At 58.8% G+C, this 21,573-nt stretch carries 18 protein-coding genes; 7 read left to right on the top strand and 11 right to left on the bottom strand.

The features are described from left to right. Window positions 1-122: 122 nt before the first annotated feature. From ABJH13_RS02175 to ABJH13_RS02165, 3 genes are all read right to left on the bottom strand, one after another. Window positions 123-776: a hypothetical protein gene (locus tag ABJH13_RS02175; RefSeq protein ID WP_348404578.1), complete on the bottom strand. Its 654-nt coding sequence runs from the start codon at window positions 774-776 to the stop codon at window positions 123-125. A 112-nt stretch (window positions 777-888) separates the two neighbouring features. Next, complete coding sequence (locus ABJH13_RS02170; RefSeq protein WP_348404577.1) at window positions 889-1,716, bottom strand: M15 family metallopeptidase; 828 nt, start codon at window positions 1,714-1,716, stop codon at window positions 889-891. A gap of 171 nt (window positions 1,717-1,887) precedes the next feature. Then, window positions 1,888-2,649: a GntR family transcriptional regulator gene (locus tag ABJH13_RS02165; RefSeq protein ID WP_348404576.1), complete on the bottom strand. Its 762-nt coding sequence runs from the start codon at window positions 2,647-2,649 to the stop codon at window positions 1,888-1,890. Between the two features lie 52 nt (window positions 2,650-2,701). Between ABJH13_RS02165 and ABJH13_RS02160 the strand changes: the two genes are divergently transcribed. Genes ABJH13_RS02160 through ABJH13_RS02135 form a run of 6 tightly spaced genes read left to right on the top strand, consistent with a single transcriptional unit; the run spans window position 2,702 to window position 10,554 of the window. Then, complete coding sequence (locus tag ABJH13_RS02160) at window positions 2,702-3,988, top strand: M20 family metallopeptidase (RefSeq protein ID WP_348404575.1); 1,287 nt, start codon at window positions 2,702-2,704, stop codon at window positions 3,986-3,988. After that, window positions 3,988-5,538, top strand: coding sequence for an ABC transporter substrate-binding protein (locus ABJH13_RS02155; protein WP_348404574.1), 1,551 nt, complete (start codon window positions 3,988-3,990; stop codon window positions 5,536-5,538). Before ABJH13_RS02160 ends, ABJH13_RS02155 begins: the two co-directional genes overlap by 1 nt. A gap of 7 nt (window positions 5,539-5,545) precedes the next feature. Further along, a complete protein-coding gene (locus ABJH13_RS02150; protein ID WP_348404573.1) occupies window positions 5,546-6,496 on the top strand; it encodes an ABC transporter permease in 951 nt (316 codons plus the stop codon). Next, window positions 6,493-7,320: an ABC transporter permease gene (locus ABJH13_RS02145; protein WP_348404572.1), complete on the top strand. Its 828-nt coding sequence runs from the start codon at window positions 6,493-6,495 to the stop codon at window positions 7,318-7,320. Before ABJH13_RS02150 ends, ABJH13_RS02145 begins: the two co-directional genes overlap by 4 nt. A 4-nt stretch (window positions 7,321-7,324) precedes the next feature. Continuing rightward, on the top strand, window positions 7,325-9,340 hold the full coding sequence (locus ABJH13_RS02140) for an ABC transporter ATP-binding protein (protein WP_348404571.1): 2,016 nt from the start codon (window positions 7,325-7,327) through the stop codon (window positions 9,338-9,340). Further along, entirely contained in the window at window positions 9,337-10,554 is a 1,218-nt protein-coding gene (locus ABJH13_RS02135) for a M20 family metallopeptidase (RefSeq protein WP_348404570.1), read from the top strand. The genes ABJH13_RS02140 and ABJH13_RS02135 overlap by 4 nt, the downstream gene beginning before the upstream one ends. A gap of 18 nt (window positions 10,555-10,572) precedes the next feature. Here ABJH13_RS02135 and pobA read toward each other — a convergent pair whose 3' ends face one another. Further along, window positions 10,573-11,742, bottom strand: a complete 1,170-nt coding sequence (pobA, locus tag ABJH13_RS02130) for a 4-hydroxybenzoate 3-monooxygenase (protein WP_348404569.1) — start codon at window positions 11,740-11,742, stop codon at window positions 10,573-10,575. A gap of 93 nt (window positions 11,743-11,835) precedes the next feature. Between pobA and pcaQ the strand changes: the two genes are divergently transcribed. After that, window positions 11,836-12,765, top strand: a complete 930-nt coding sequence (gene pcaQ / locus ABJH13_RS02125) for a pca operon transcription factor PcaQ (protein ID WP_348404568.1) — start codon at window positions 11,836-11,838, stop codon at window positions 12,763-12,765. 84 nt (window positions 12,766-12,849) lie between these two features. Here pcaQ and ABJH13_RS02120 read toward each other — a convergent pair whose 3' ends face one another. The 7 genes from ABJH13_RS02120 to ABJH13_RS02090 all read right to left on the bottom strand — a co-directional run bounded on the left by ABJH13_RS02120 (window position 12,850) and on the right by ABJH13_RS02090 (window position 21,566). Next, complete coding sequence (locus tag ABJH13_RS02120) at window positions 12,850-14,544, bottom strand: hypothetical protein (protein WP_348404567.1); 1,695 nt, start codon at window positions 14,542-14,544, stop codon at window positions 12,850-12,852. 127 nt (window positions 14,545-14,671) lie between these two features. After that, the gene (locus ABJH13_RS02115) at window positions 14,672-15,475 is read right to left on the bottom strand and encodes an inositol monophosphatase family protein (protein WP_348404566.1); all 804 of its coding nucleotides are present in this window, start codon (window positions 15,473-15,475) and stop codon (window positions 14,672-14,674) included. A 38-nt stretch (window positions 15,476-15,513) separates the two neighbouring features. Beyond that, a complete protein-coding gene (locus tag ABJH13_RS02110; protein ID WP_348404565.1) occupies window positions 15,514-16,272 on the bottom strand; it encodes a DeoR/GlpR family DNA-binding transcription regulator in 759 nt (252 codons plus the stop codon). A gap of 3 nt (window positions 16,273-16,275) precedes the next feature. Next, window positions 16,276-17,967 carry an ABC transporter permease subunit gene (locus ABJH13_RS02105; RefSeq protein WP_348404564.1) on the bottom strand — a complete coding sequence of 564 codons (1,692 nt, stop codon included), beginning with the start codon at window positions 17,965-17,967 and terminating at the stop codon, window positions 16,276-16,278. Beyond that, window positions 17,964-18,971 carry an ATP-binding cassette domain-containing protein gene (locus tag ABJH13_RS02100; protein WP_348404563.1) on the bottom strand — a complete coding sequence of 336 codons (1,008 nt, stop codon included), beginning with the start codon at window positions 18,969-18,971 and terminating at the stop codon, window positions 17,964-17,966. Before ABJH13_RS02100 ends, ABJH13_RS02105 begins: the two co-directional genes overlap by 4 nt. A 109-nt stretch (window positions 18,972-19,080) precedes the next feature. Continuing rightward, the gene (locus ABJH13_RS02095; RefSeq protein ID WP_348404562.1) at window positions 19,081-20,088 is read right to left on the bottom strand and encodes an ABC transporter substrate-binding protein; all 1,008 of its coding nucleotides are present in this window, start codon (window positions 20,086-20,088) and stop codon (window positions 19,081-19,083) included. 431 nt (window positions 20,089-20,519) lie between these two features. Next, window positions 20,520-21,566 (bottom strand): phenylacetaldoxime dehydratase family protein, encoded by a 1,047-nt coding sequence (locus ABJH13_RS02090; protein WP_348404561.1) that lies wholly within the window; start codon window positions 21,564-21,566, stop codon window positions 20,520-20,522. Window positions 21,567-21,573: the final 7 nt, after the last annotated feature.

The raw sequence follows: 21,573 nt of genomic DNA, 5'->3' as shown, positions 1-21,573 counted from the left end.
GCCGCGCCCATGCAAGGGTTTGACGCCCGTTCCGATTTCCGGTGCGTGCGTACATTCTCGATCTTCGCCCCCACCATGGCCAGACGGGCCCCACATACAGGGCCCATCAAGATACGCACAGATTAGAATTTAAACTGCGTCAGCGCCTTTTTCATATCAGACACAATTGAGCTGCCCTTGGTCTTCTTTTTCTTGGTCTTGGTTTCGACCTCGGCGATCAGATCAGACAGGTTGCGTGTGCTGTTTGCATCGCCCGTTTGCACCGCAAACGCCAAACCGATGATGTCATCGAGCTCCGCATCCAACTTGAGATTTTTTCTCAGCCCCTTGGCCTGTTTCTTGATTTCGGCTTTGACGTAGGCCTTGTAGGGGGCCGATTTCAGGAATTCGGGGCTTTGGGACAGGCCATCAAACAATTCGTCGATCTTTTCCATTGTCTTGAAAAAGATACCGTGAAAGGCGCGATCTTCGGCGACGATGTCCCAGACCTTGCCTTTGTCGGCGCCGTCCGGGTCAAGACCGTCGCGGCGCATTTTGGCTTCCACGTTAGTCTTGGTAATGCTCCAGGCCTTCAAAACCGGATTTCGGTATTTGCCAATGAATTTTTCTTCTGCCTTGTTGACCTCATTGAAAAAGAACTCGATCGCCTTCAGCGGATTGTCCGTTTTCAAAACAAAAGCATAAAGTTTCCCGAGGTGTTTTGCCTTGATATAGGCAACAAAAACTTTGTGAAGTGCTGCGTTTTTACGAACCGTATCCAGGTTGGGTGTCGGCATTTTGAAATTCCTTTTCCAAGTGATCAGGTGACGAATGTGTCGTTAGGTAAGTGCTGGCCGCGGCGCAAAAGGTTCAACGTGAGGGTGTAATTTATTGCAAACGCCGCCGGGTTCAGAGCAACCCGAGCGCGCGCCATTCCTCGATTTTTTCACGGCTGACCTCGAAATGCATGGAATCCTCGCGGCTGAACCCAGCCCCCCAGATCCAGCCCGCCCGGTGGAAAAAATCTGCCAGCAAGATAAGGCCAAGCTGCGTTTGCCCGTCTGCGAAAGGGTCAAGTTCACCGTCGATGTTCAGATCGACCGCCAGCCCATACCCATGCGCCGATGCCGCCGCCGCAGACCCCCGGATCAACCGCACACACAGCGACCCCGACGACGCGATGCGATCATACAGAGCGGGTTCATGGGTCGCCACCTCTGCAAAAACACCACGCAACGACGCAAGCGCCGGCGTCAAAAGCCGCGCACGAATGGGCCCTACGTCTTCTGTTGCAATCAGGGCGCGCAGATTTGGGTTTGTCAGGCCTTGGCAGTCGTTGGTCAGGTCCGCGCGTGGCGGCCCAAAGGTGTCGCGCAAAAACCGGGGCGACGCCACTGAAAGGCCTGCGTTGGCGTCGCGACGGTCGGCGATCTGCACCACTTGCGCAAAGTTCTGGCGCAAAGGGTCAGGCAGTTCCGGGGCAGGTCCGGCCTTGGGCAAACGGGGCAAATCGGCAGGCGGAACCGCGCGCAGGTCTATGGCAGTGCGCGCATCCAAACCGTCCACGCGGGCGCGCAACGCGATGATTTCCTGACGCAAGGCATCGGTGTCAGACCGCAGTTTGGTAAATCTGTCTATGTCCGGTTGCGGCGTCTTGGCGAGTTGCCACGCAACCGGTGCTGCCAAAACCGCCAGTGCAATCAAGGTGCCTGTCGCTATGGTTGCCCCTTTGTGCATTGCTGCGTTCCTCTCCGACGGGGCGCTCGGAAAGAGCAACCCTCTGTCGGTGAGTGCGTGCTGCGGGCCAAAAGGTTTGAAAGCCCGCTAGTCGTTTAGGCGTTTGGGATCGGTTTCACGATACACGTCCAAATCACGGGGCGTATGTAGCCCGAATTGGGGCAGTGCGGATTACCGCACCTCGTTTATGTAGCAATGTTCGTCCGTCAACGCAGAGTGTTGCATGACCAACAGTGGCTCGTTCTGCAGATCATAGCCGACCTCGTCGATCTGTAACAACGCAACCGGCGCGGCCCCGTCGAGGTTTAACAACCGCCTGTCCGCGTCATTCGCGATCCGGGCAGTCACCTCTTCGCGCAGCGCGCCCAACCGCAGGCCGTGTTCATCCAGCAGCCATTTGTACAACAACGGCGGCAGGTCTTCAGGCTTTTGCGGGAACGACGACAATCGCCCAATCGGTAGCGCGATCCTATCGATCATCACCGGGCGGCCATCCGAGATACGAAGCCGCGTGATCCGCCCAATCGGGGCGCCTTCTGTCAGGCGCAATTGCTGGGCCTCTTTCAGGGTCGCGGTGTCTTCATACAGATCAATGTTGCGGGTTTCTGTATTGACCAATTGGCCGTCTTTGCTGTGCAACCGATAATATTTGTACCACCGATCCAACGAATGGCGCGGCGCGCGCCCTGTCACCACCGTACCAGTGCGGCGGCGGCGGATCACCAACCCGTCTTGGGTCAGCGCCTGCATCGCACGGCGGACCGTGCCGTAAGACACACCCAATTGGCGCGCCAGTTCAGCTTCTGGTGGCAACACAAATCCTTCGGGCCACTGGCCGTCTGCAATGCGCGCGGCAATGCGGGTTGTCACTTGCTCATGAAGGGGGGTGGCCGTCAAAGCGGCGCCAACGGCTTTTTCATAAGTATCTGACATATATTAAATATCTTTCCTTGCAAGACAGTTAATTTCCATAAACTATATAGGAATGAGCAAGACGAGTAAATCACAACTTTCTTACGAAGACATGCACGCGGATTTATCTGCGTTGATTGCATGCGACACTTGCTTTCCGCCCGCTGCCAGTTACGGCGCGTTTTGCGACCTGATCGAGACACGCGCCGCGGATCTGGGCGGGCGCGCAGAACGGGTGGCCGTGCCGCCCCATCTATGGCAAGCCGACGGGGTCACAGGCGCACGCGTTAATCTGGTGCTGCGACCCGACATCGGGCCTGCAGACGCCCCCGAAGCCCTGATCTATTTTCACGCCGACACAGCGCCCGTTGGCGATGGATGGACCCGCCCGCCACTGATGCTCACCCGCGAGGGCACGCGGTTATTTGGGCGCGGCACCGCAGATATGAAAGGCTGCATCGCGGCCGTCCTGGCCGCCCTGCGTCACCTGAAACAAACCGAAACGGCGCTGGCCTTTCGCCCTGTTTTGGCGATTTGCACCGATGAAGAAGGCGGGCTTTACCCCGGCATTCGGTATCTGGCCGAAACACGGACGTTGCCGGATGTATTGCTCAACCTGAACGGCGGCGCGCAGCCGCGTATTTGGGGCGGGTGTCTGGGGTCGATGGATATCGCCGTGACCGTGCAAGGGCTAGCCGCCCATTCAGGGCGCCCTGATCAGGGCATCAATGCGCTCGAAGAAATGTTGCCGGTGTTGGCCGCGCTACAGGGTCTGCGCCAAGACATAGAAACCCGCACCACGGCCATGCCCCCGCCACCCGGCGCGCCCGATTTATGTGCACGGCTATCGATCACCGCGATCCGCGCGGGTGACAAAGGGTCCGCGTTGCCGGGGCAATGCCGGGTTGTGATCAACCGCCGCTATCTGCCCGAAGAAAACCCAGACGCTGTGCGAGCAGAAATCGACCAGACACTGCGCGCGGCGATCACCAAGACCCGGTTGCGCGGCTGGCGGTCCGATCAGATCGGCCATTTGCCCCCGGTCACCGACCCCTCGGGCCCTTGGACCGACCGGTGGACACAGGCCCGCGCGGTGGCGGCTGACCTACCGGTCGATGAGTTTACGCTCTATGGGTCTGGCACCTCGTCCGACTTCGGCTGGGTGCAAAAGGCGGGCATCCAACACATGCTGTTGGGCGGGTTGATGCGCCCAGATGCCGCCGTGCACGGACCCGACGAACACACAACCGTCGACGACATGGAAACGCTCGCCCATGCTGTCGCACTGTTTCTATCTGCTGATTTTCCAACAAGTTCCGATCAACGGAAACAAACACCCCCCAACATGGAGACCTCTTGATGACACATTTGACCCGGCGCGCCTTGCTGCGTGCAACTGCCGCTGTAACCGCATTGAATTTTGCCCTGCCCGCCCTCGCCGACGGTCACGTCGCACCCGGTGGCGCGCTTCGGGTCAGCGTGAACATCACGCCGCAAGTGTTGAACCCGATGTTGGTGCGCACCAACCCCGAATATATGATCGCAGAAATGCTGTATTCCGGGCTGACCACCTTGGGCCACGACATGACCGCGCAACCTGACCTTGCGACCGAATGGTCCGCAAATGCGGACGCCAGCGTATGGACATTCACCCTGCGCACCGACGCCATGTTTTCCAATGGGGCCCCCGTCACCGCGCAAGACGTTGTTGCCAGCTTTACCAAACTGCTTGATCCGGCAACGGCGGCCCCTGGCCGACGCAATCTGGGGCCCATCGCGACCGTCACCGCCGCAGATGCCAACACCGTGGTCTTTACCACAGACGGGCCTTTCGCAGACCTGCCCGTTGCCTTGACCTACCCGACCGCCAAGGTGCTGCCCGCCAGCATCATCACCGATGATTTCGAAAGCCTCGCGCGGACACCTGTGGGGTCTGGCCCGTTCCAATTGTCGCAATTCAACGCCGACCAAAACGTCATTCTCGAGGGGCGCGACGATTATTTCATCCCCGGTCAGCCCTATCTTGAGACCGTCGAGGTCGTCACATTCCCTGATGCGGCGGGCTCAACGGCCGCGTTGTTAGCGGGCGAGGTCGATATGATGTTGGATGTGCAACCCACTGATTTCGAACGCATATCATCCACCGATGGCATAGATGGGCTGCGTACTCCTTCGGGGCGGTTTCTGGATGTTGTGATGGACACGCAGGTAGCGCCGTGGTCTGACCCGCGCGTCCGTCAGGCCTTGGCCATGTCGGTAGACCGCGAAACCATGGTTGAGCTTGTCGCCGAAGGCTACGGCACCGCAGGCAACGACAGCCCCGTGAACGCGGCCTACGCGTATTTTGCCGATGACGCGGTCAAAACCTACGACCCGGTCGCCGCCAAAGCGTTGCTGGCCGAGGCAGGGTACCCCGATGGGTTAGAACTGGAACTGGTTGCGTCAGAAAAACCGGGCTACCGCAGCGCGATGGCCGTTGTTTTGCGCGAAATGGCACGGCCTGCTGGGTTTGATATCTCGGTCAAGACGATGGATCACCCCACCTACCTCGATCAGGTCTGGAAAAAAGGACCGTTCTATGTGGGTTTTTACAATATGCAACCGACCGAGGGCACGATTTTTAACCTGCTGTTCACCTCGGGCGCCTCGTGGAACGAAACCAAATGGAACAACACCACTTTTGATGCGCTGGTCCAAGAAGCAGACCGCACCGTGGACGCCGCCAAACGCGCCGACCTCTATGGTCAGGCCCAATCCCTGATGCGCACTGACGTGCCCGCCTTGGTGCCCGTCTTTTTCGATCTGTTGGGCGCCAAAGCCCAATACGTTGAACACTATACCCAACACCCACGCGGCGCGAACTATGCACTGCACCGCGTGTCCCTAAGCGCCGACGCGCCAACACGGTAAACCAGTCATGTCAGCACCATTTCTCGTCAAGCGCCTGCTGTATATGGTGCTGACTGCCTTTGTTGTGTCGATCATCGTGTTCGGTGTGACGCAGTTGCTACCGGCGGATGCCGCCGTGATGATCCTGGGCGAAAACGCAACCCCCGAAGCGATGGAGGCCCTGGCTGCGCGGCTGGGGCTCGACCGTCCTGCGCCGGTCCAGTATCTGGATTGGCTGGGCGGGGTGTTGCAGGGTGATTTCGGGACCTCCCTGCGCACCGGACAACCGGTTGGACCGACTATTCTGGACGCCTTTGGCCGGTCTGCAATGCTGGCGGCTTTGTCGCTGATCGCCGTTAGTCTGATCGCTATCCCATTGGGTGTGGTGGCTGCGGCCAAACGTGGCAAGATCGCGGATCTTGGCGTATCTATCGTGTCTTATCTGGGCATTTCGCTGCCCGAATTTGTGCTGGCGACGCTGCTGCTGGCGTGGTTGGCGGGGCCGTCTGTGGGGTTGTTTCCAGCCTCTGGGTATACGTCGCCGTTGGATAACCCATTGGATGCGCTGCATCATATGGCGCTGCCAGTGATCACTCTTTCGATTGTGTTGATGGCCCACATCAGCCGCATGGTTCGCTCCGAAATGGTCGACACCCTCAACAGCGATTTCATTCGTGCCGCCCGGTTGCGCGGCCTGTCGCGGCGTCAGGTGCTGTATAAACACGCGCTGCGCAACTCCATGCTGCCGGCCATCACGATCATTGCCCTGGATATTGGGTATCTGATCGGCGGGGTCATCGTGGTCGAAGAAATCTTTGCCTTTCCCGGCGTTGGTCGACAGTTGATCTTGGCCATTCAAAACCGCGATCTACCGATGTTGCAGGCCGGTGTTCTGGTCATGTCGATGACCTACGCGTTGGCCAATCTGGCGGCAGATTTCGCCTATGCGGCGCTTGACAAAAGGATCCAGTTCTCATGAGCGTGCTCAAACGCCTTGCGCGAAATCCTCAGGGGCTTTTGGGGTTTGTCCTGACAGGATGCGTCCTGATTTTGGCGGTCTTTGGCCCCACGCTGGCCCCGGCTGACCCCGAAACAATGAACTTTGCCAACCGGTTCGAAGCCCCGTCAGGCGCGTTTCCGTTAGGCACCGATTGGTTTGGCCGTGATCTGGCCAGCCGCATCATGGTTGGCGCACGGTCTACCGTGCTTTTGGCGCTGTTGGCGACGGTCATCGCGACCGCCGTTGGGTCGTTAGTGGGCATCGTGTCGGGGTATCTGGGCGGCTGGTTAGACGAAATCATCATGCGCATGGTCGATGCAGTTATGGCCATTCCGGGGTTGTTGTTTGCGCTCTTGATCATCTCTGCGCTTGGGTCGTCGGCGATCAACGCGGTCATCGCCATCGGCGTTGCCTTTGCGCCCGGCATGGCGCGGATCGCCCGGTCGGTGACCTTGCAGGTGCGCGCGCTTGACTATGTCTCGGCGGCACGTTCGCGCGGGGAAGGACCCGGTTGGATCGTGCTGGCCGAAATTCTGCCCAACGTCGCCGCCCCCATCATCGTCGAGGCCACCATTCGCGTGGCCTTTGCCATCATGACGTTGGCCACCTTGTCGTTCTTGGGGCTGGGCGCGCAACCGCCTTCGCCGGAATGGGGTTTGATGATCTCGGAGGGGCGCGAACATATGTTCCGCTCGCCTTGGCCGATCATTGCACCGGGGGCCGCCATTGCGCTGGTTGCTATCGGGTTTAACCTGCTGGGGGACGGCCTACGCGATGTGCTCAACCCCAAAACGGAGCACTAACGCAATGGTCTTGGACATCTCGAACTATTCGCTGACCTACGGCACAGGGGCGGGCGATGTGCGCATCCTGACGGATATTTCCTTGCAAATCCGGCCCGGTGAAATTCTTGGGTTGGTGGGCGAAAGCGGCTCTGCGAAATCGTCACTGGCCAATGCCATTATGCGCGACCTGCCCGGCCGCGTGACCCACGAGGCCGGCGCGATCACCTTGGCCGATGTCGACCTGACGCAGGCCTCCGACACGCACCTTCATGGGATGCGCGGCAAACGCATCGCGATGGTGTTCCAAAACGCGGCGCTGGCGCTGGATCCGGTGCAAACCCTTGGCGACCACCTTGATGAAACGCTTGCGCGCCACGGGATCGCCACGGCGGCGCATGATCTGTTTGCATCCGTCGGGCTGCCCGATCCTGCCGCCATGATGGCCCGGTTCCCGCACGAAGTATCGGGCGGTGAAAAACAGCGCGTCGTGTTGGCCTTGGCCTTGGCGTGCCAGCCCGATCTGATCTTGTTCGATGAACCGACATCCGCTCTGGATGCAACAACCGCCGCCACGCTGTTGGATCTGCTGCGCGACCTGAAAACCACAACCGGCATCGCGGGGCTGTTCATCAGCCACGATCTGGGAACGGTCGCGGACATCGCCGACCGAGTTGCGGTGATTTACGGCGGCCAGATCGTCGAAGAAGCCACGCCTGATGTGCTCTTTGCGGACCCCGTGCACCCGTACACACAAAGCTTGATCGCCAGCTTACCGCGCCCCTCAGACAGCCGGACTGGCAGGTCGCTGGTGTCCAATCTGGCCCATGCCCCGGCCCCGCGCACCGGGCCGTTGCCCGCGTGTATCTATGCCCATCAATGCCCGCACCACCAACCACATGTCTGCGATATCGCGCCGGTGCGCGCGCGGCCCCTTGGCGGGCGGCGGATCACATGCGCGCGCGCCGAAAGCTTGGCCAGCACCTCCTCCGATACCACCCCGCAGGCTCTGCCCGTGCCCGACACCACCGAGGCCTTGCGCGCGACAGACATGAACGCCCGGTTTGATGGGTCGTCGTGGTTGGCGCGCGTGTTGGGGCGAGCCACTGCGCCGGTTTTGGCACTGAACGGCGCGTCCATCACGGTGCACCGGGGCGAAACCCTTGGGCTGGTCGGTGAAAGCGGCTGCGGGAAATCGACGTTGGCCCGCGCATTGGCAGGGCTTGGCCCCTACGACGGGCAGATCACGCTCGACGGGCAACCGGTCCGGCAGATCGACCGGGCCTACCGCGCACGCGTTCAGATTATTTTCCAAAACCCGGATTCGTCGTTGAACCCCAGACATTCCATCGGCACGATCCTGTCGCGCCCATTAAAACTATACCGTCCCGACCTGAACGCGCAGCAGCGCAGTGCCGAGGTGGCCAGCATTCTGCAACGGGTGCAACTGCCGGGCAGCTACGCCATGCGGTATCCGCATCAACTGTCGGGGGGTGAAAAACAGCGCGTCGCGATTGCGCGGGCTTTGGCCGCCGACCCCGATGTCATTATTTGCGACGAAATCACCAGCGGGCTGGATGCGTCGGTTCAGGCCGCGATTGTCGCATTGTTGCGCGATATTCAGGCCACAACCGGCACTGCGTTGATTTTTATAACCCATGATCTGGCCATTTTACGCCATCTGGCACACCGGATCGCGGTGATGTATTTGGGCGATATCGTCGAAACCCGCACAACCGCGACCTTGGACGCGCGCCCCTATCACCCCTACACCGAGGCGCTGTTGTCGTCTTCGCCCTCAATTGATCCGCTGTCTGAAACGCGTCGGATCCGGTTGTCGGGCACCTTGCCCACCCGCACCACGCGCCTTCAGGGGTGCCCTTTCGCGGGGCGGTGCCAGCATAAGCCCGACGCCCGCTGTGACACCGCAGCCCCGCCCGTGCACGACGCCACGTCTGATCATTCTATCGCCTGCCACATTCCGCCCCGCGACCTTGCACAGCATGCTCCGGTTTGGACATTCACGGAGACCCCTTCATGACCCCCAACGATATCTGCGCCCGCGTCGATGAAATGGCCTGCCTCGACCGGTTGGCCGCCATGGTGCAGCATAAATCCTACACCGAAACCGAAGGTGAACGCGCGTTGGCCGCCAAAATGGCCGATATCTGCACCGATTTGGGCATGCACTCCTACCTGCAACCCGTCGAAGGCGAACGCGTGAATGCTATCGCCACCCTAAAGGGCGCGGGCGGCGGTGCATCGCTGTTGTTTAACGGCCATCTTGATACCAACCCCGCGACATCCGGCTGGACGGTCGACCCATGGGGCGGCGTGATCGACGATGAGTTCATCTATGGCATTGGCGTGTCAAACATGAAGGCGGGCGATGCGGCGTATTTATGTGCGGTCGAAACGATCCAAAACGCAGGGGTGACGCTAAAGGGCGATGTGATTTTATCGTTCGTTGTGGGCGAACTTCAGGGTGGCATCGGCACGGTGCGGATGATCGAACAAGGCGTGCGCGCGGATTATTTCATCAACTCCGAACCGACCGACCTACAAGCTTTGACCCTGCACGCCGGTGCGTTCAGTTTTGAGATAGGGCTTGTCGGCAGCACCCGCCATCTGTCCAAACGCGAAGAGGCCTGTGATGCGTTGGCTGCGGCCGCGGCCCTGGTGCCCCGGATCAATGGCATCACGTTTTCGGGCGCCACTGATCCTGCGCATAAGGCGGTCAACCGTGGCCATGTGGGGATTTTGCGGGCGGGGCTTGGCCCTGAATTTCACGAATGGCGCCCCCCACAGGTTGCCGATCACGCAAAGGTTGTCGGCACCTGCCGCTATGCGCCCAGCCAGTCGGTCGCCGGTGTGATCCGCGATTTGGAACAGATGCTAGATGCGCTCAAGCTCGAATTTCCCGGTTTGGAAACCACGCTGGGGGCGCATGATGTGCGCAAGAACAAACCCCAAATGCCACCCTTCGAAGTGCCCCAAGACGCGCGTATCGTCGGTGTGATGAACACCGCCCATCTCGCGGTGCGCGGCATGGCGCAGCCTACAGGTGCCATCAAACCGCCATCGTTTTTCGGGACAGATGCCGCCCATCTTGCGGCCGCCGGCATGGAAGGGATCGTGTGCGGGCCGGGCGGTGAATTCAACACCATGCCGGACGAACGCGTGCGTCGGACGCAATTCATCGACTGTGTCAAAATGTACATTCACGCCATCTGCGACATCTGCGGAACGGTCTGACACTGCACCACCGGCGCCTTAGTATGGCAACCCGACATAGCCCTGCGCCATGGTTTTTTGCGCGGCCCTGTTTGACCGCAGAAATTCCAGCTCGGCCATCTGGATTTTGGCATCAAATTCAGATTGATCCGGGTAGCGGTGCATCAACGACGACAACCACCAACTGAACCGTTGGGTTTTCCAGACACGCCCAAGCGCCTTTTCGGAATACCGCGCTAGCCCGTCTTGATCGCCTGTTTCGTAGAACGCGCGCAAACCTTGATAGAGGTAATGCACATCTGAGGCCGCAGTATTTAGGCCTTTTGCGCCCGTCGGGGGCACGATATGCGCGGCATCTCCACATAGGAAAAGCCGCCCCCAACGCATCGGTTCTGTTACAAACGACCGCATCGGGGCGATTGATTTTTCAATGCTGGGGCCGGTGATCAATTGGTCGGCGTATGGCGCTGGGATGCGCCGTTTGAGTTCTTGCCAAAAGGCCGCATCCGACCAATCGTGGACGCTATCCTGCACGGCGCATTGAATGTAATACCTACTCAGGGTTTCGGACCGCATGGAACACAACGCAAACCCGCGCGGCGAATTGGCATAGATCAATTCGTGATACACGGGCGGTTTTTCAACCAACACACCCAGCCAGCCAAACGGGTAGACCTTTTCATACTCTTTTCGCACATCGCGCGGGATGCTCTTGCGGCTTACACCGTGAAACCCATCGCAGCCCGCAATGAACGCGCAGGCCACGTGGTGCACCACCCCATCAACCGAATACCGGACATGCGGCGCGTCGGTATCGACACCATGAAGCGTCACGTCTTCGACGTTGAACACCGTCTGGCCGTCCGTTTTTTCGCGCGCATCATACAAATCGCGCGTCACTTCGGTTTGGCCATAAACGACAACCTGCGACCCGGTGTGTTGTTTGAAATCAATCCGAAACGCGGTGCCGCCGCACGCCAAAACGGTGCCGTCATGCACGATCCCTTCGGCGTGCAAACGGTCCGCGCACCCGGCCTCTTGCATCAACTGCACGAACCCCTGTTCCAATACACCCGCGCGGATGCGTCCCAAAACATAGTCTTTGGAGCGCCGTTCCAGCACAATATTATCGATACCCCGGCGGCTCAACAATTGCCCCAACAACAGGCCCGACGGACCGCCGCCAATAATTACAACCTTGGTTTTCATGTCGTTTCCCGTATTCACGGCCAAAGATCACATATTTGAATGAGCAATAAAAATGAGATATTACCGGATATAGTTACCCAAATTAGAAACTATATGGACCGTCGCATTAAATTTCGCCACCTCGACGCCTTTAGCGCAGGCGCGCGGGCGCGCAGTTTCAAGGCCGCCGCTGTGCAGTTAAACCTGACCCAACCAGCGATCTCAAAAACCCTAAAGGACCTCGAAGACATCTTGGGCGTCGCCGTCATGACCCGCAGCCGGTCCGGCGTGGACCTCACCCCACAGGGCGAGATTTTCTTGCAGTTTGCCGAACAAAGCACCGCCGCATTGCGGCACGGGTTGCGCAGTCTTGATGCAACCAGCGGCGCGTTTGGGCAGCTGAAGGTGGGCGCGTTGCCCAGTGTGGCGTCGTCGTTATTGCCAGACGTCGTGTCTGATTTCGCGGCACAAAGCCCCCACACCGTGGTGCAGATTTACGAAGCGCCCCATCTGGATCTGACCAACCGTCTGCGCGCCGGTGAACTGGATGTTGTGGTGGGGCGTTTGGGCATGTCCGACACCATGTTGGGCCTGAGTTTTCAGCAGCTTTATTCCGAAGATGTCGTGGTTGTGGCCCGCCCCGACAGCCCCGCGCAGCAGATCCAAAATTCGGGCGCGTTAGCAGAGTTTCGGGTGCTCTACCCGCCAAAAGACGCGGCAATCAGGCCCTTGGTCGCCCGGTCCCTGATTGCGCAGGGCGTTCCCCTGTTTAGCAACCGGATCGAGGTCGCATCGACGGCATTCGGGCGCGCGGCGACCTTGGCCAACCCCGACACCGTTTGGGTCGTTAGCCGGGGCGTTGTCGCGCAGGATCTCGCAGATGAATGCCTGGTCGCACTGCCGTCTGACATTGTATCCGCACGCGGGGCCATCGGCATCATGAGCCGCGCCAAAGAGGCCCCTTCAACCGCAGCTGTGGTCTTTACGACACTGTTGCATGATCGGTGCGAACACCCTCACGATGTCCCGGCGACCAACCTTTGATCGCAGGCGATCAAGGCCTGCGCGGACCAGCGCGCAGCAGTATTCTTACCGCAAAGGTCGTTCGGTTCGGAAAGCCGGCGCAGGTTAGGATTCGTAAAGGCGAATGCGATACGTCACCGCGTCGCCTTGCGTTGTCCCGTTTGGCCCCACGCTTACGTCAAGCACATCGCCCGCCTCAAACGTGATCGCGCGCAGCCAAACATCGCGCGTGCCTTCTACGGTCATCGTTTGCAGGACGGTATCGTTTCGCATGAGCGTTAACGAAATGCCATCTTCAGACCGATCCGGGACGTCCAGATCAACCCGCAGGTCAAACCGCCCGCTGTCAGGCACGACCAGCTGGTGCACGATCTCGATGGGCCCGCTCCCGGACCGCCCCGGCACCAGAGTTTCGGCTGTCAACCGCATCGGGCGGTGCAACACGCTGCCCCGATAGGGAAACCAGGGGGTGCCGCTGGCCTCTTGTCCGGGCAGGGTCGGCAGGGGGATAATTTCGGTGCCGCGTCTGGCAAACCGCGCAAATGGGTCAGTACCTGCACGCGATTCGGTGCCTGTGGGGTATTCAAACTGATGAAAGCTATCCGCGACCAAAGACTGACCCTTGAGCCGCGCACCACGCAACACCGACCCCCGCGCCCGGTGCACGATATACGGGGTATCGGGCGACAGGCTATAGGGCCCCGCCACCACGGCACCCGTCGGGTCAAACACCTGTGCGCCCGCGCGCGGCACCACATTGCGTGGTTCACCCCACAGGACCAAATATTCATTGCCAAACCGGCACCCGTAGGTAAACGGGTCCGGGCGGAATGCGCTAACGGGCTGGCCTTCGAAATGCGCCTGTGCAAACTGGATCGCCCGCGCCACCGGTGTGGCCTGACCCTCTGCGTCAAACAACGGCTCGAACCCATCGCCGCGCGCGTTCAACGGATACCACGTGGTCCGGCTGATCCCGGCAAGAGCCATCTGGCAGTAGTTGCGCAAAAAATGTCCGGGCGCGAGGTCTGCACCCTTTATGCCGAATTCGGTCACTTCGATATCGAGGTTCGCGGCCTTGGGGTGCTGGCGCAACACATTGATTTGACGCACAAGTTGCTCTGCCGGTGTGGTATAAGGGTGGATCGCCAGCGCATCCATATAGTCCGCCCCACCGGCATCCAGGATCGTCCCGATGTATTGCACCGGGATCGAATGGGTCGCACCGCCCAAAATGCGCACATCCGGGCGGACCTTGCGCACCGCCTCGGCGGTGGCCTTTAACAACGGCACGTAGGCCGCAGCCCTTTCAAGCGGGGCCATGTTGCGGATGGGCCCGTTGACGAAATTTACGCCGTTGAATTCATTCCCAACCTCAATACTGTGCAGCGCCGGGAACCGCGCTGCCAATGCCGCCGCAAAATTGCCAAAGGCGGCAATACCCTGTGCGCTTGTCGGGGTCCTGCCATCGTCGTATAGCGGATTGCCCCAGTTGACCACGGCGCTAAAGCCGATCCCCGCCTCTTGCAGGTCATCGCCAAAGATCGCCCGGGAATCGCTAAAGTCATAGATGCCGGGCGTTGTTTCGATCCGCGACCACGCGCTGCCATCGCGCAAATCGGTGACCCCGATGGCTTGGGTAAAGGGCAGCGTCGTGCTGGTGCGCCCCTGAGAGAAATTGGACGCCGCCCCGATGAGAGGGCCTTTTGGGTCTGACATGGCTGCTCCTGACGCCACGCTTAGCACAGCGGCGATGATCCACATGGAATGGCCGCAGCTGAATATCAGGTCGGTTCGTCTCATAGGCGTTGCTTCCCTTCCAGGTTCCGCCAAACCAAGCCGTCTTCACCATCACGCCATCGTTCGGCGGATGGATATCTGGATAGTCCTTCCATAACATTTCAGCAACGTGCGCTGCATCCGGCGTTGTTTAACCGTTCAGCAGATCAAGCAGCGCCCGGTGCAATTGCGGTGTCGCCGCCGACACCACCGCCCCCCCCGATGACAGACCCAACCCGTTGCCCTGCCAATCCGATACAATCCCACCCGCAGCGCCCACAACCGCAGTCAGCGCCAGATAATCGTAAGGCTTTAGGTCATAGTCAACGACCGCATCGATATGCCCTGCGGCCAACAACGCGTGCGGATAGCAATCATACCCAAACCTGCGCGTTTTGCCCGCCTGCACTAACCTTGAAAAGATATCCGGGTGGTGCGCAAACAGCTTTTCACCCTCGTTGATGTAAAGCGTGCAGTCATCAATGTCTTGTTGGCCCGACACCGCGATAGGCTGGCCGTTGCAGGTGGCCGGGTGCCCGACCCCACCGCAATACAGCTCTTGAAAGAACGGCATCGAAATGACCCCCGCCATCGGCACGCCTTGTTCCAGATAGGCCATCAACATCCCAAACAACGGATTGCCCGAGATAAACGACCGCGTCCCATCGATGGGGTCGATCACCCAAAGATTGCCCGTCAGGTCGCCATCAACGCCGCTTTCTTCACCAAATATCGCGTCATTTGGGTACGCCTGCGCAATCGCTTGCTTCAGTTCGCGTTCTATCATCTGGTCAACAACCGTGACGGGGCTTTGGTCATCCTTGAACGCCACATCGTTGTGTTGACGAAAATACGTCCGGGCCGTTTTGCCGGCCGCGCGCGCGAACGCAGCACCATCCTCCAAGATTTGCGCGATACGGGCGTGTGTTGCGGGCGTGGCAATGGGGTGGGTCACGTCGTCTTCTCCTCATGGTGCGGGGCTGGCGCAATGCGCTAAACCACGACGGTCACGCCGCCCTTTTCAAATGGTGCGGTTTGGTCCGGTGAAACCCGGCTGTCGGTCACCAGCGTGTTGATCTGACCGGGGGCGCAAAATTGCACGCGGCTGGTGTCGCCCAGTTTGCTTCGGTCGCAAAGTAGAACCACCTCGGCGGCCTGGCCTACCATCGTCCGGGCGACTTCGGCCTCGCTGAATTCATACGAAAACGCGCCCTGTGTGGCGCTGACGGCGACGGGCGCGATAAACACCTGATCCACGTTAAATCGGGCGATCTCCGATAGGGTCATCTCGCCGTAGGTCGCAGGCACGTCTGATACGATTTGGCCCCCTAACAAGATCAGATCAATGTCGGACCCCGCCGCGCGAATGGTCTGCGCGATATCGATCGAATTGGTCACGACCATGATCCCCGACAGTTTGGCCAGAACATCGCCAAATACGGTTGTCGTGGTGCCCGCATCCACCATGATGGACGACCCGGGCCGGATCAGCGACACCGCTTTGCGCGCGATATCCTGTTTTGCCCTGTGGTGGGCGCCTTTGCGCACCTCAAACGGGGCCTCGCTGTCATTGGGTGGCAACACGGCACCCCCATGCACCCGGTTCACCAACCCGTTGGTTTCAAGGTCTAGCAAATCGCGTCGCACCGTTTCGCGCGAAACATTAAGCAAATCCGCCAGTTCGTTCGCGTTGACCTGCTGGCTGCTTTTCAAGAGCGTTAAAATACGCTGATGGCGTTCCTGAGACCACATGCCTTAACCCTTCTTCGGTGTCTGCGGGGTCCGCGACAGCAGCTTCAACATCATTTTCATCACGCCCAACGCCACACAAACAACAGCCATAACGCAGGTTGAAAACGCCGCCGCCTGCGATGTCAGCCCCGCATCATCCAACCGCATGATCGTCACCGCCGCCACGTCAAGCTTGGCCGTGGTCAGGAACACCACCGCCGAAAGCGTCACCATGGAACGCATGAACAAGAAAAAGAACACAGCCACCAACATGGGCGCCACAAACGGGGCCACAACGGTCACAGCTGTGCGCCCGAACCCCGCGCCCAAGGTTGACGCTGCTTCTTCAAGGGCCGCAGGGAATTGGCGAAAGCCTGTCATCACTGTCAAAAAGGCCTGCGTGTGATAGTGGTAAAAATTGATCACCGCGATCAATGTCGCCGTCCCATACAGCAAATATAGTGGCGTTGCGGTCGAATTGAACGTCAAGATATACGCCAAGCCCAGTACGATACCCGGCACCGCCGCAGGCATGGCCGCCAGCACCTGAAGCGTCTGCGCCAGACCGCCCGACAGTTTGCGCAGCCCCATAGCCATGATGAAAATCAGGAACGTCCCGCCCGCCGCAGCACCAACAGAAATGGCGATGGTGATCCACAGCGACGCGTACCCCCCCGCCAGCGTGATGTTGAAATGTTTGAACGTCAGGTCGTGATTGTAGGGCCATAGTTTGACGAAACTGGCGTAAATCACGATGCCGATGACCGACAGGATCGCCGCGACCACCACAAAACATGCAGTCGCCATCGGCACATCTCGGATCGCATAAAACCGCGGCACAAAGGTCTGCACGTTGGTGGCATGACGGCCCTGTTGCCGTTTCATGGATTGCCGTTCGATCACGTAAGAAATGACCGTCGGCAGCAGCAGCATGATCCCCACAACCGCCCCCATGTTGAAATTCCGCAAACCGATGACTTGGGTGTAAATTTCGGTGGCCAGCACCGAATAATCACCGCCAATGACCGCAGCATTGCCAAAATCTGTGATGGTGATGATGAACACAACAAAGGCGCTGTTCAAAAGCGCGAACACGATGGCGGGCAATGTCAGGTCACGAAACTGCCGCAGTGGTTTGGCCCCGATCACCTCGGCGGCCTCATAGGTGCGGGCGTCCAGCAAAACCAGTGACGCGCCTATGATCATGACGGCCTGAGGCAACGCATAAAGCGTATTGGCGATCAACAGCCCCCAAAAACCGTAAATCTCAAGCTCAATGCCGATGGCCCGGCTGATCAGCCCGTTGCGGCCCAGTAGAAAGATCAACCCAAGTGCCTGTACCAGTGATGGCGCCAGCAGCGGCAAGACAATCGCCCCCCGGATCAACCATTTGCCCCGAAAGGCGCACCGGTGCAGCCCATGCGCGATAATAAACCCCAGAAACACGCTCAGGGCCGTGGTGGCGGCGCCCATTGTCATCGAATGTTGCGTCGCGCGCCAAAATCCCTTTGACCCTAAAACCTCGGCATAATTCCCCAGCCCATAGGTGCCGTCTGGCGTGGTGATGGAACGTAGGAAAACGATGCTCATGGGGTATAGGAAAAACAGCGCCAGCCCGATCAGCGGGATAATCACGCAAGCCGCGACCAAGATTTTGTCACCATCGACCCGCGTGCTACGCACCGTTGGTGATATATCCGCCGCCCCTGATGTCATGCCGCCACCCAAACACAGTGCGTCGCGGCGAGGGTCATCGTTGCGGTGTCGCCTTCGCGCAGGCCCAAAGACCCGCTCGTTTCGATGGTCAACGCGCCCAATGGGCCGTCCACTTTGTAGCGCGTCAGGTTACCCAAAAAGCTGACCGCGCGGATGATCACATTGCCGCTTGGGTCGGCGGTGATCTGGATATTTTCGGGCCGGATGCAGGCGTCAAAATCGGCATCCGGGGCGGATGGACGGTGTGACAAAAGCGCCGGCATTTCCCGGCGGATCACCGCCGTTGGCACCAGATTACTAACCCCCATGAAATCTGCCACAAAACGGGTTGCGGGACGGTGGTACAGATCTTCGGGTGTGCCCGATTGCACGACCACACCGTGGTTCATGCAAATGATCTTATCCGCTAGCGCCAGCGCCTCTTCTTGGTCGTGGGTCACCATCAACGTCGGAATACCCAACGTGCGCTGCAATTGCCGGATCTCGTCACGTAGACTGCCGCGCACTTTGGCATCCAACGCCGACAGTGGTTCATCCAACAATAAAACCCGCGGATCGACGGCAATCGCGCGCGCCAATGCGATACGCTGCTGTTGCCCCCCCGACAATTGCCCGGGAAATTTGTCGGCTAGGTGCGGCAGCTTGATAATATCCAACAGCTCCGTGACCCGCGCAGTTATGTCAGATAGCGCCCTATGCCGGATTTTCAGACCGTACCCGATATTTTCTGCGACCGTCATATTGGGGAACAACGAATACGATTGAAACACGATGCCAAACCCACGTTTGCGCGTTGGCAGGTCCGTGAGGGTCTGGTTTTCGAGGGTCACCGCGCCCGCGTCGATATCCGTCAGCCCCGCGATCAACCTAAGTAATGTTGTTTTACCGCAGCCACTTGGCCCCAGAAGGCAAACAAATTCGCCTTGCTCAATGGAAATAGAAACATCATCCAAGGCAGTGAACGTCCCATATTTTTTGGTCACGTTGCTGACAGTCAAATACATGCCGTTGGCCCCCGGTCGGTGATGGTCAAAACACCGCTTTGGGCGGGTCGTTTGATTGAATGTGCACGGTGACGGGTCGCACGGTGACGCGCGCGACCCGTCTTGGGTTTCAGCGCCCGAGCTTTTCGCGCCATTCGGCTTTGATCTCGGTTTGGCGACCCGCCGATTCAATGAAATCAACAGGGGCCAGAACCGTCGAGATATCAGACGGCAACCCCGCATTGATCGCAGATGCAGACGCTTCGGCGCCCGCGACAGTCACCAGTGCTTTGTATTCCCCAAAAAGGGCGATTGTTTCGTCTGACATCGTCCATTCAAGGAACTGTTTGGCGGCGTCTTGGTTGTCGCTGCTGGACAAAATGCCTGATGCTTCCAGCTCGTAGCCGACGCCTTCGGTCGGGAACACCATGGCTAGCGGATAGCCTTCTTCGATGGATTGCATCGCCGTGAACGCAAGCGAAATGCCAACCGTGTATTCACCGGTGCGCGCAGATTTACACGGCTTTGAGCCCGAAGACGTGTATTGCGCCATATTCGGGTCAATCGCCTCCAAGGTCTTCCAACCCTCTTCGACGCCCTGCCCCTGCAAAACCGCGTTCACGTGCAAATAACCGGTGCCCGATTCATTCGGATCTGGCATCAGGATTTCGCCTTTGAACTCTGGCGCGGCCAGATCTGCCCAGCTGGTCGGCATTGGCAGACCTTTGTCTTGCAGGCGCGCAGTGTTCACGCAGAACGCCCCCATATATCCGATTTGCGCGAACCACCGGCCGTCTGCGTCGCGAAATTCTGGTGCGAGCGTCTCAGCCCCCGCAATATCAACAGGTTCCAGCAATTCCAGCACCTGCGGATCCATCATTGCCGTCACAGCCCAGCCCCAGATCACATCCGCCTGTGGGTTGCCCGCTTCGGCCAGCAATCTTGCGCCAAGCTTGCCCGTCGACAATCGCAACACATCAATTTCAAGATCCGGCATCGCAGCTTTGGCGGCGTCCAGATAGATCGCGATCTCTTCTTCTTCGAGCGCGCTATACACCGTCAGCGGCTCTGCAAACGCCAAAGATCCCGCGCACAGCGCGACAATAGATGCGGCGGTTATGGTTGTTTTATTCATCATCATTAGGTCCCTGTTTCAAAATTGTTGAGCGCTTTTTTATTTTAGAAAACGCCACATTCCTGTGTCAGAACCGGCGCCATCTTTTGTTTTATTGCCCCGAATCATGCGCGGATTTTGGGATATTTAAGGATTAGTGGCATTTTGTGGTTTTGCATAGAATGCACACCAACAATTGCCGACGACCCGCATCTTGTGCCCATAAATTCAGCCTGGGTTCAAAAGCCGGTGTCGTCTGCGCCTCAGGCATAACAGCATGGCGTGTGTTGAAAATTGGCACTATCTACGGTGAAAAACACCGTTGTCCGGCAAGATTTCTCAGCCGGACAACAACGTTAATACGCGCAATTTTGTGGTAGGGTCAGGCCTGCGGTTTACGACGCGCTGGCGTCTGTCATGCGCAACACATCAAACACCCGCATTAGGTTGCGGCCTTATGCAACGGTGTTGTCAAAGAATGGAAGCAGCCCCGTTTGCGGATGACAATTTAGATATTCGCACCGGACGTCATCATTCAGGACGTAAATCTCGTGGTAGGTCAAAAGCTCTAGGTTTTCTTGGTACTTTTTACGTTCGGCCAACGCGCGGGTATAAATCGCCAAATGGGTCGGGTGATCATGCGCCCATTTTTCCAAATGCCCGTAGGTGCGGAAAATCCCCAACGAATAGGCTTCTTTCTCTTCGGCGCCCGTATCATCAAGGCAAATAACCTGGCGCAAGCTACAGCACCCGGTTTCTTCTGGGTTGCCGCGCAGGAAATCCATGCCCTTGTCCAGCTTTGGCTTGAGGTTCGTCTCATAACTATCCAGCTGCTCGGGGCCACAATTGTGCCAGGTCACGCCAGACCGGATGACGCACATGTTGTCGGGGATATTGTTCACCACGATGCGTTTCCCAACCGTGTCGCGGGTTGGGTCGAACGCCAGTTCGCTGGGCGCGCTTGGGCTAAAGTCATCATACCCAGACGCGGTGAACCGGTCACGGGCAGCCCCCCAATATCCACTTTCGCCCATTGGGCTGATCTTGGTCATCGGGCACGCCGACACGCCGCGAATATATTCTTTAAATACATTGGTTTCGCGGTAGGCCGGCGGCACTGAAAAGCTCTCGACCCAAATGCCATGGGCCAGTGTCGCAGGGTCTTGCGCCGCCCACCACGTGTTGAATTTGGCTTGCCACGTGGCGAATGCGGCCTCGTCTTGCCAATACAAAACCGTAAGAACGGTCTGAAACCCCTGATCGTCGCGAAAGACTGCTTGGTCATGGTGAAGCGGCGTGCCCGCGTGCCCAAACATATCCGCGACGGTGGCCTTGCACTGCGATACGACATTTTCCGCGTCCGCTGCGTATTGGCAGCCCAGCACCAGCATTCGAATACGGTCAACAGATGCATCAACCCGTGACGAATACCGTTGGATCGCGGCCTGATGGCCTTCGGGCTTTTGCATCGGATAGATGCGTTCAGGCGAATCAGATGTCATTGGCTTA

The sequence above is a fragment of the Roseobacter sp. genome, assembly GCF_039970775.1.
GTDB lineage: Bacteria > Pseudomonadota > Alphaproteobacteria > Rhodobacterales > Rhodobacteraceae > Roseobacter.
The sequence above is the reverse complement of the archived record's forward strand: the minus strand, read 5'-3'. Positions and strand labels throughout refer to the sequence as shown.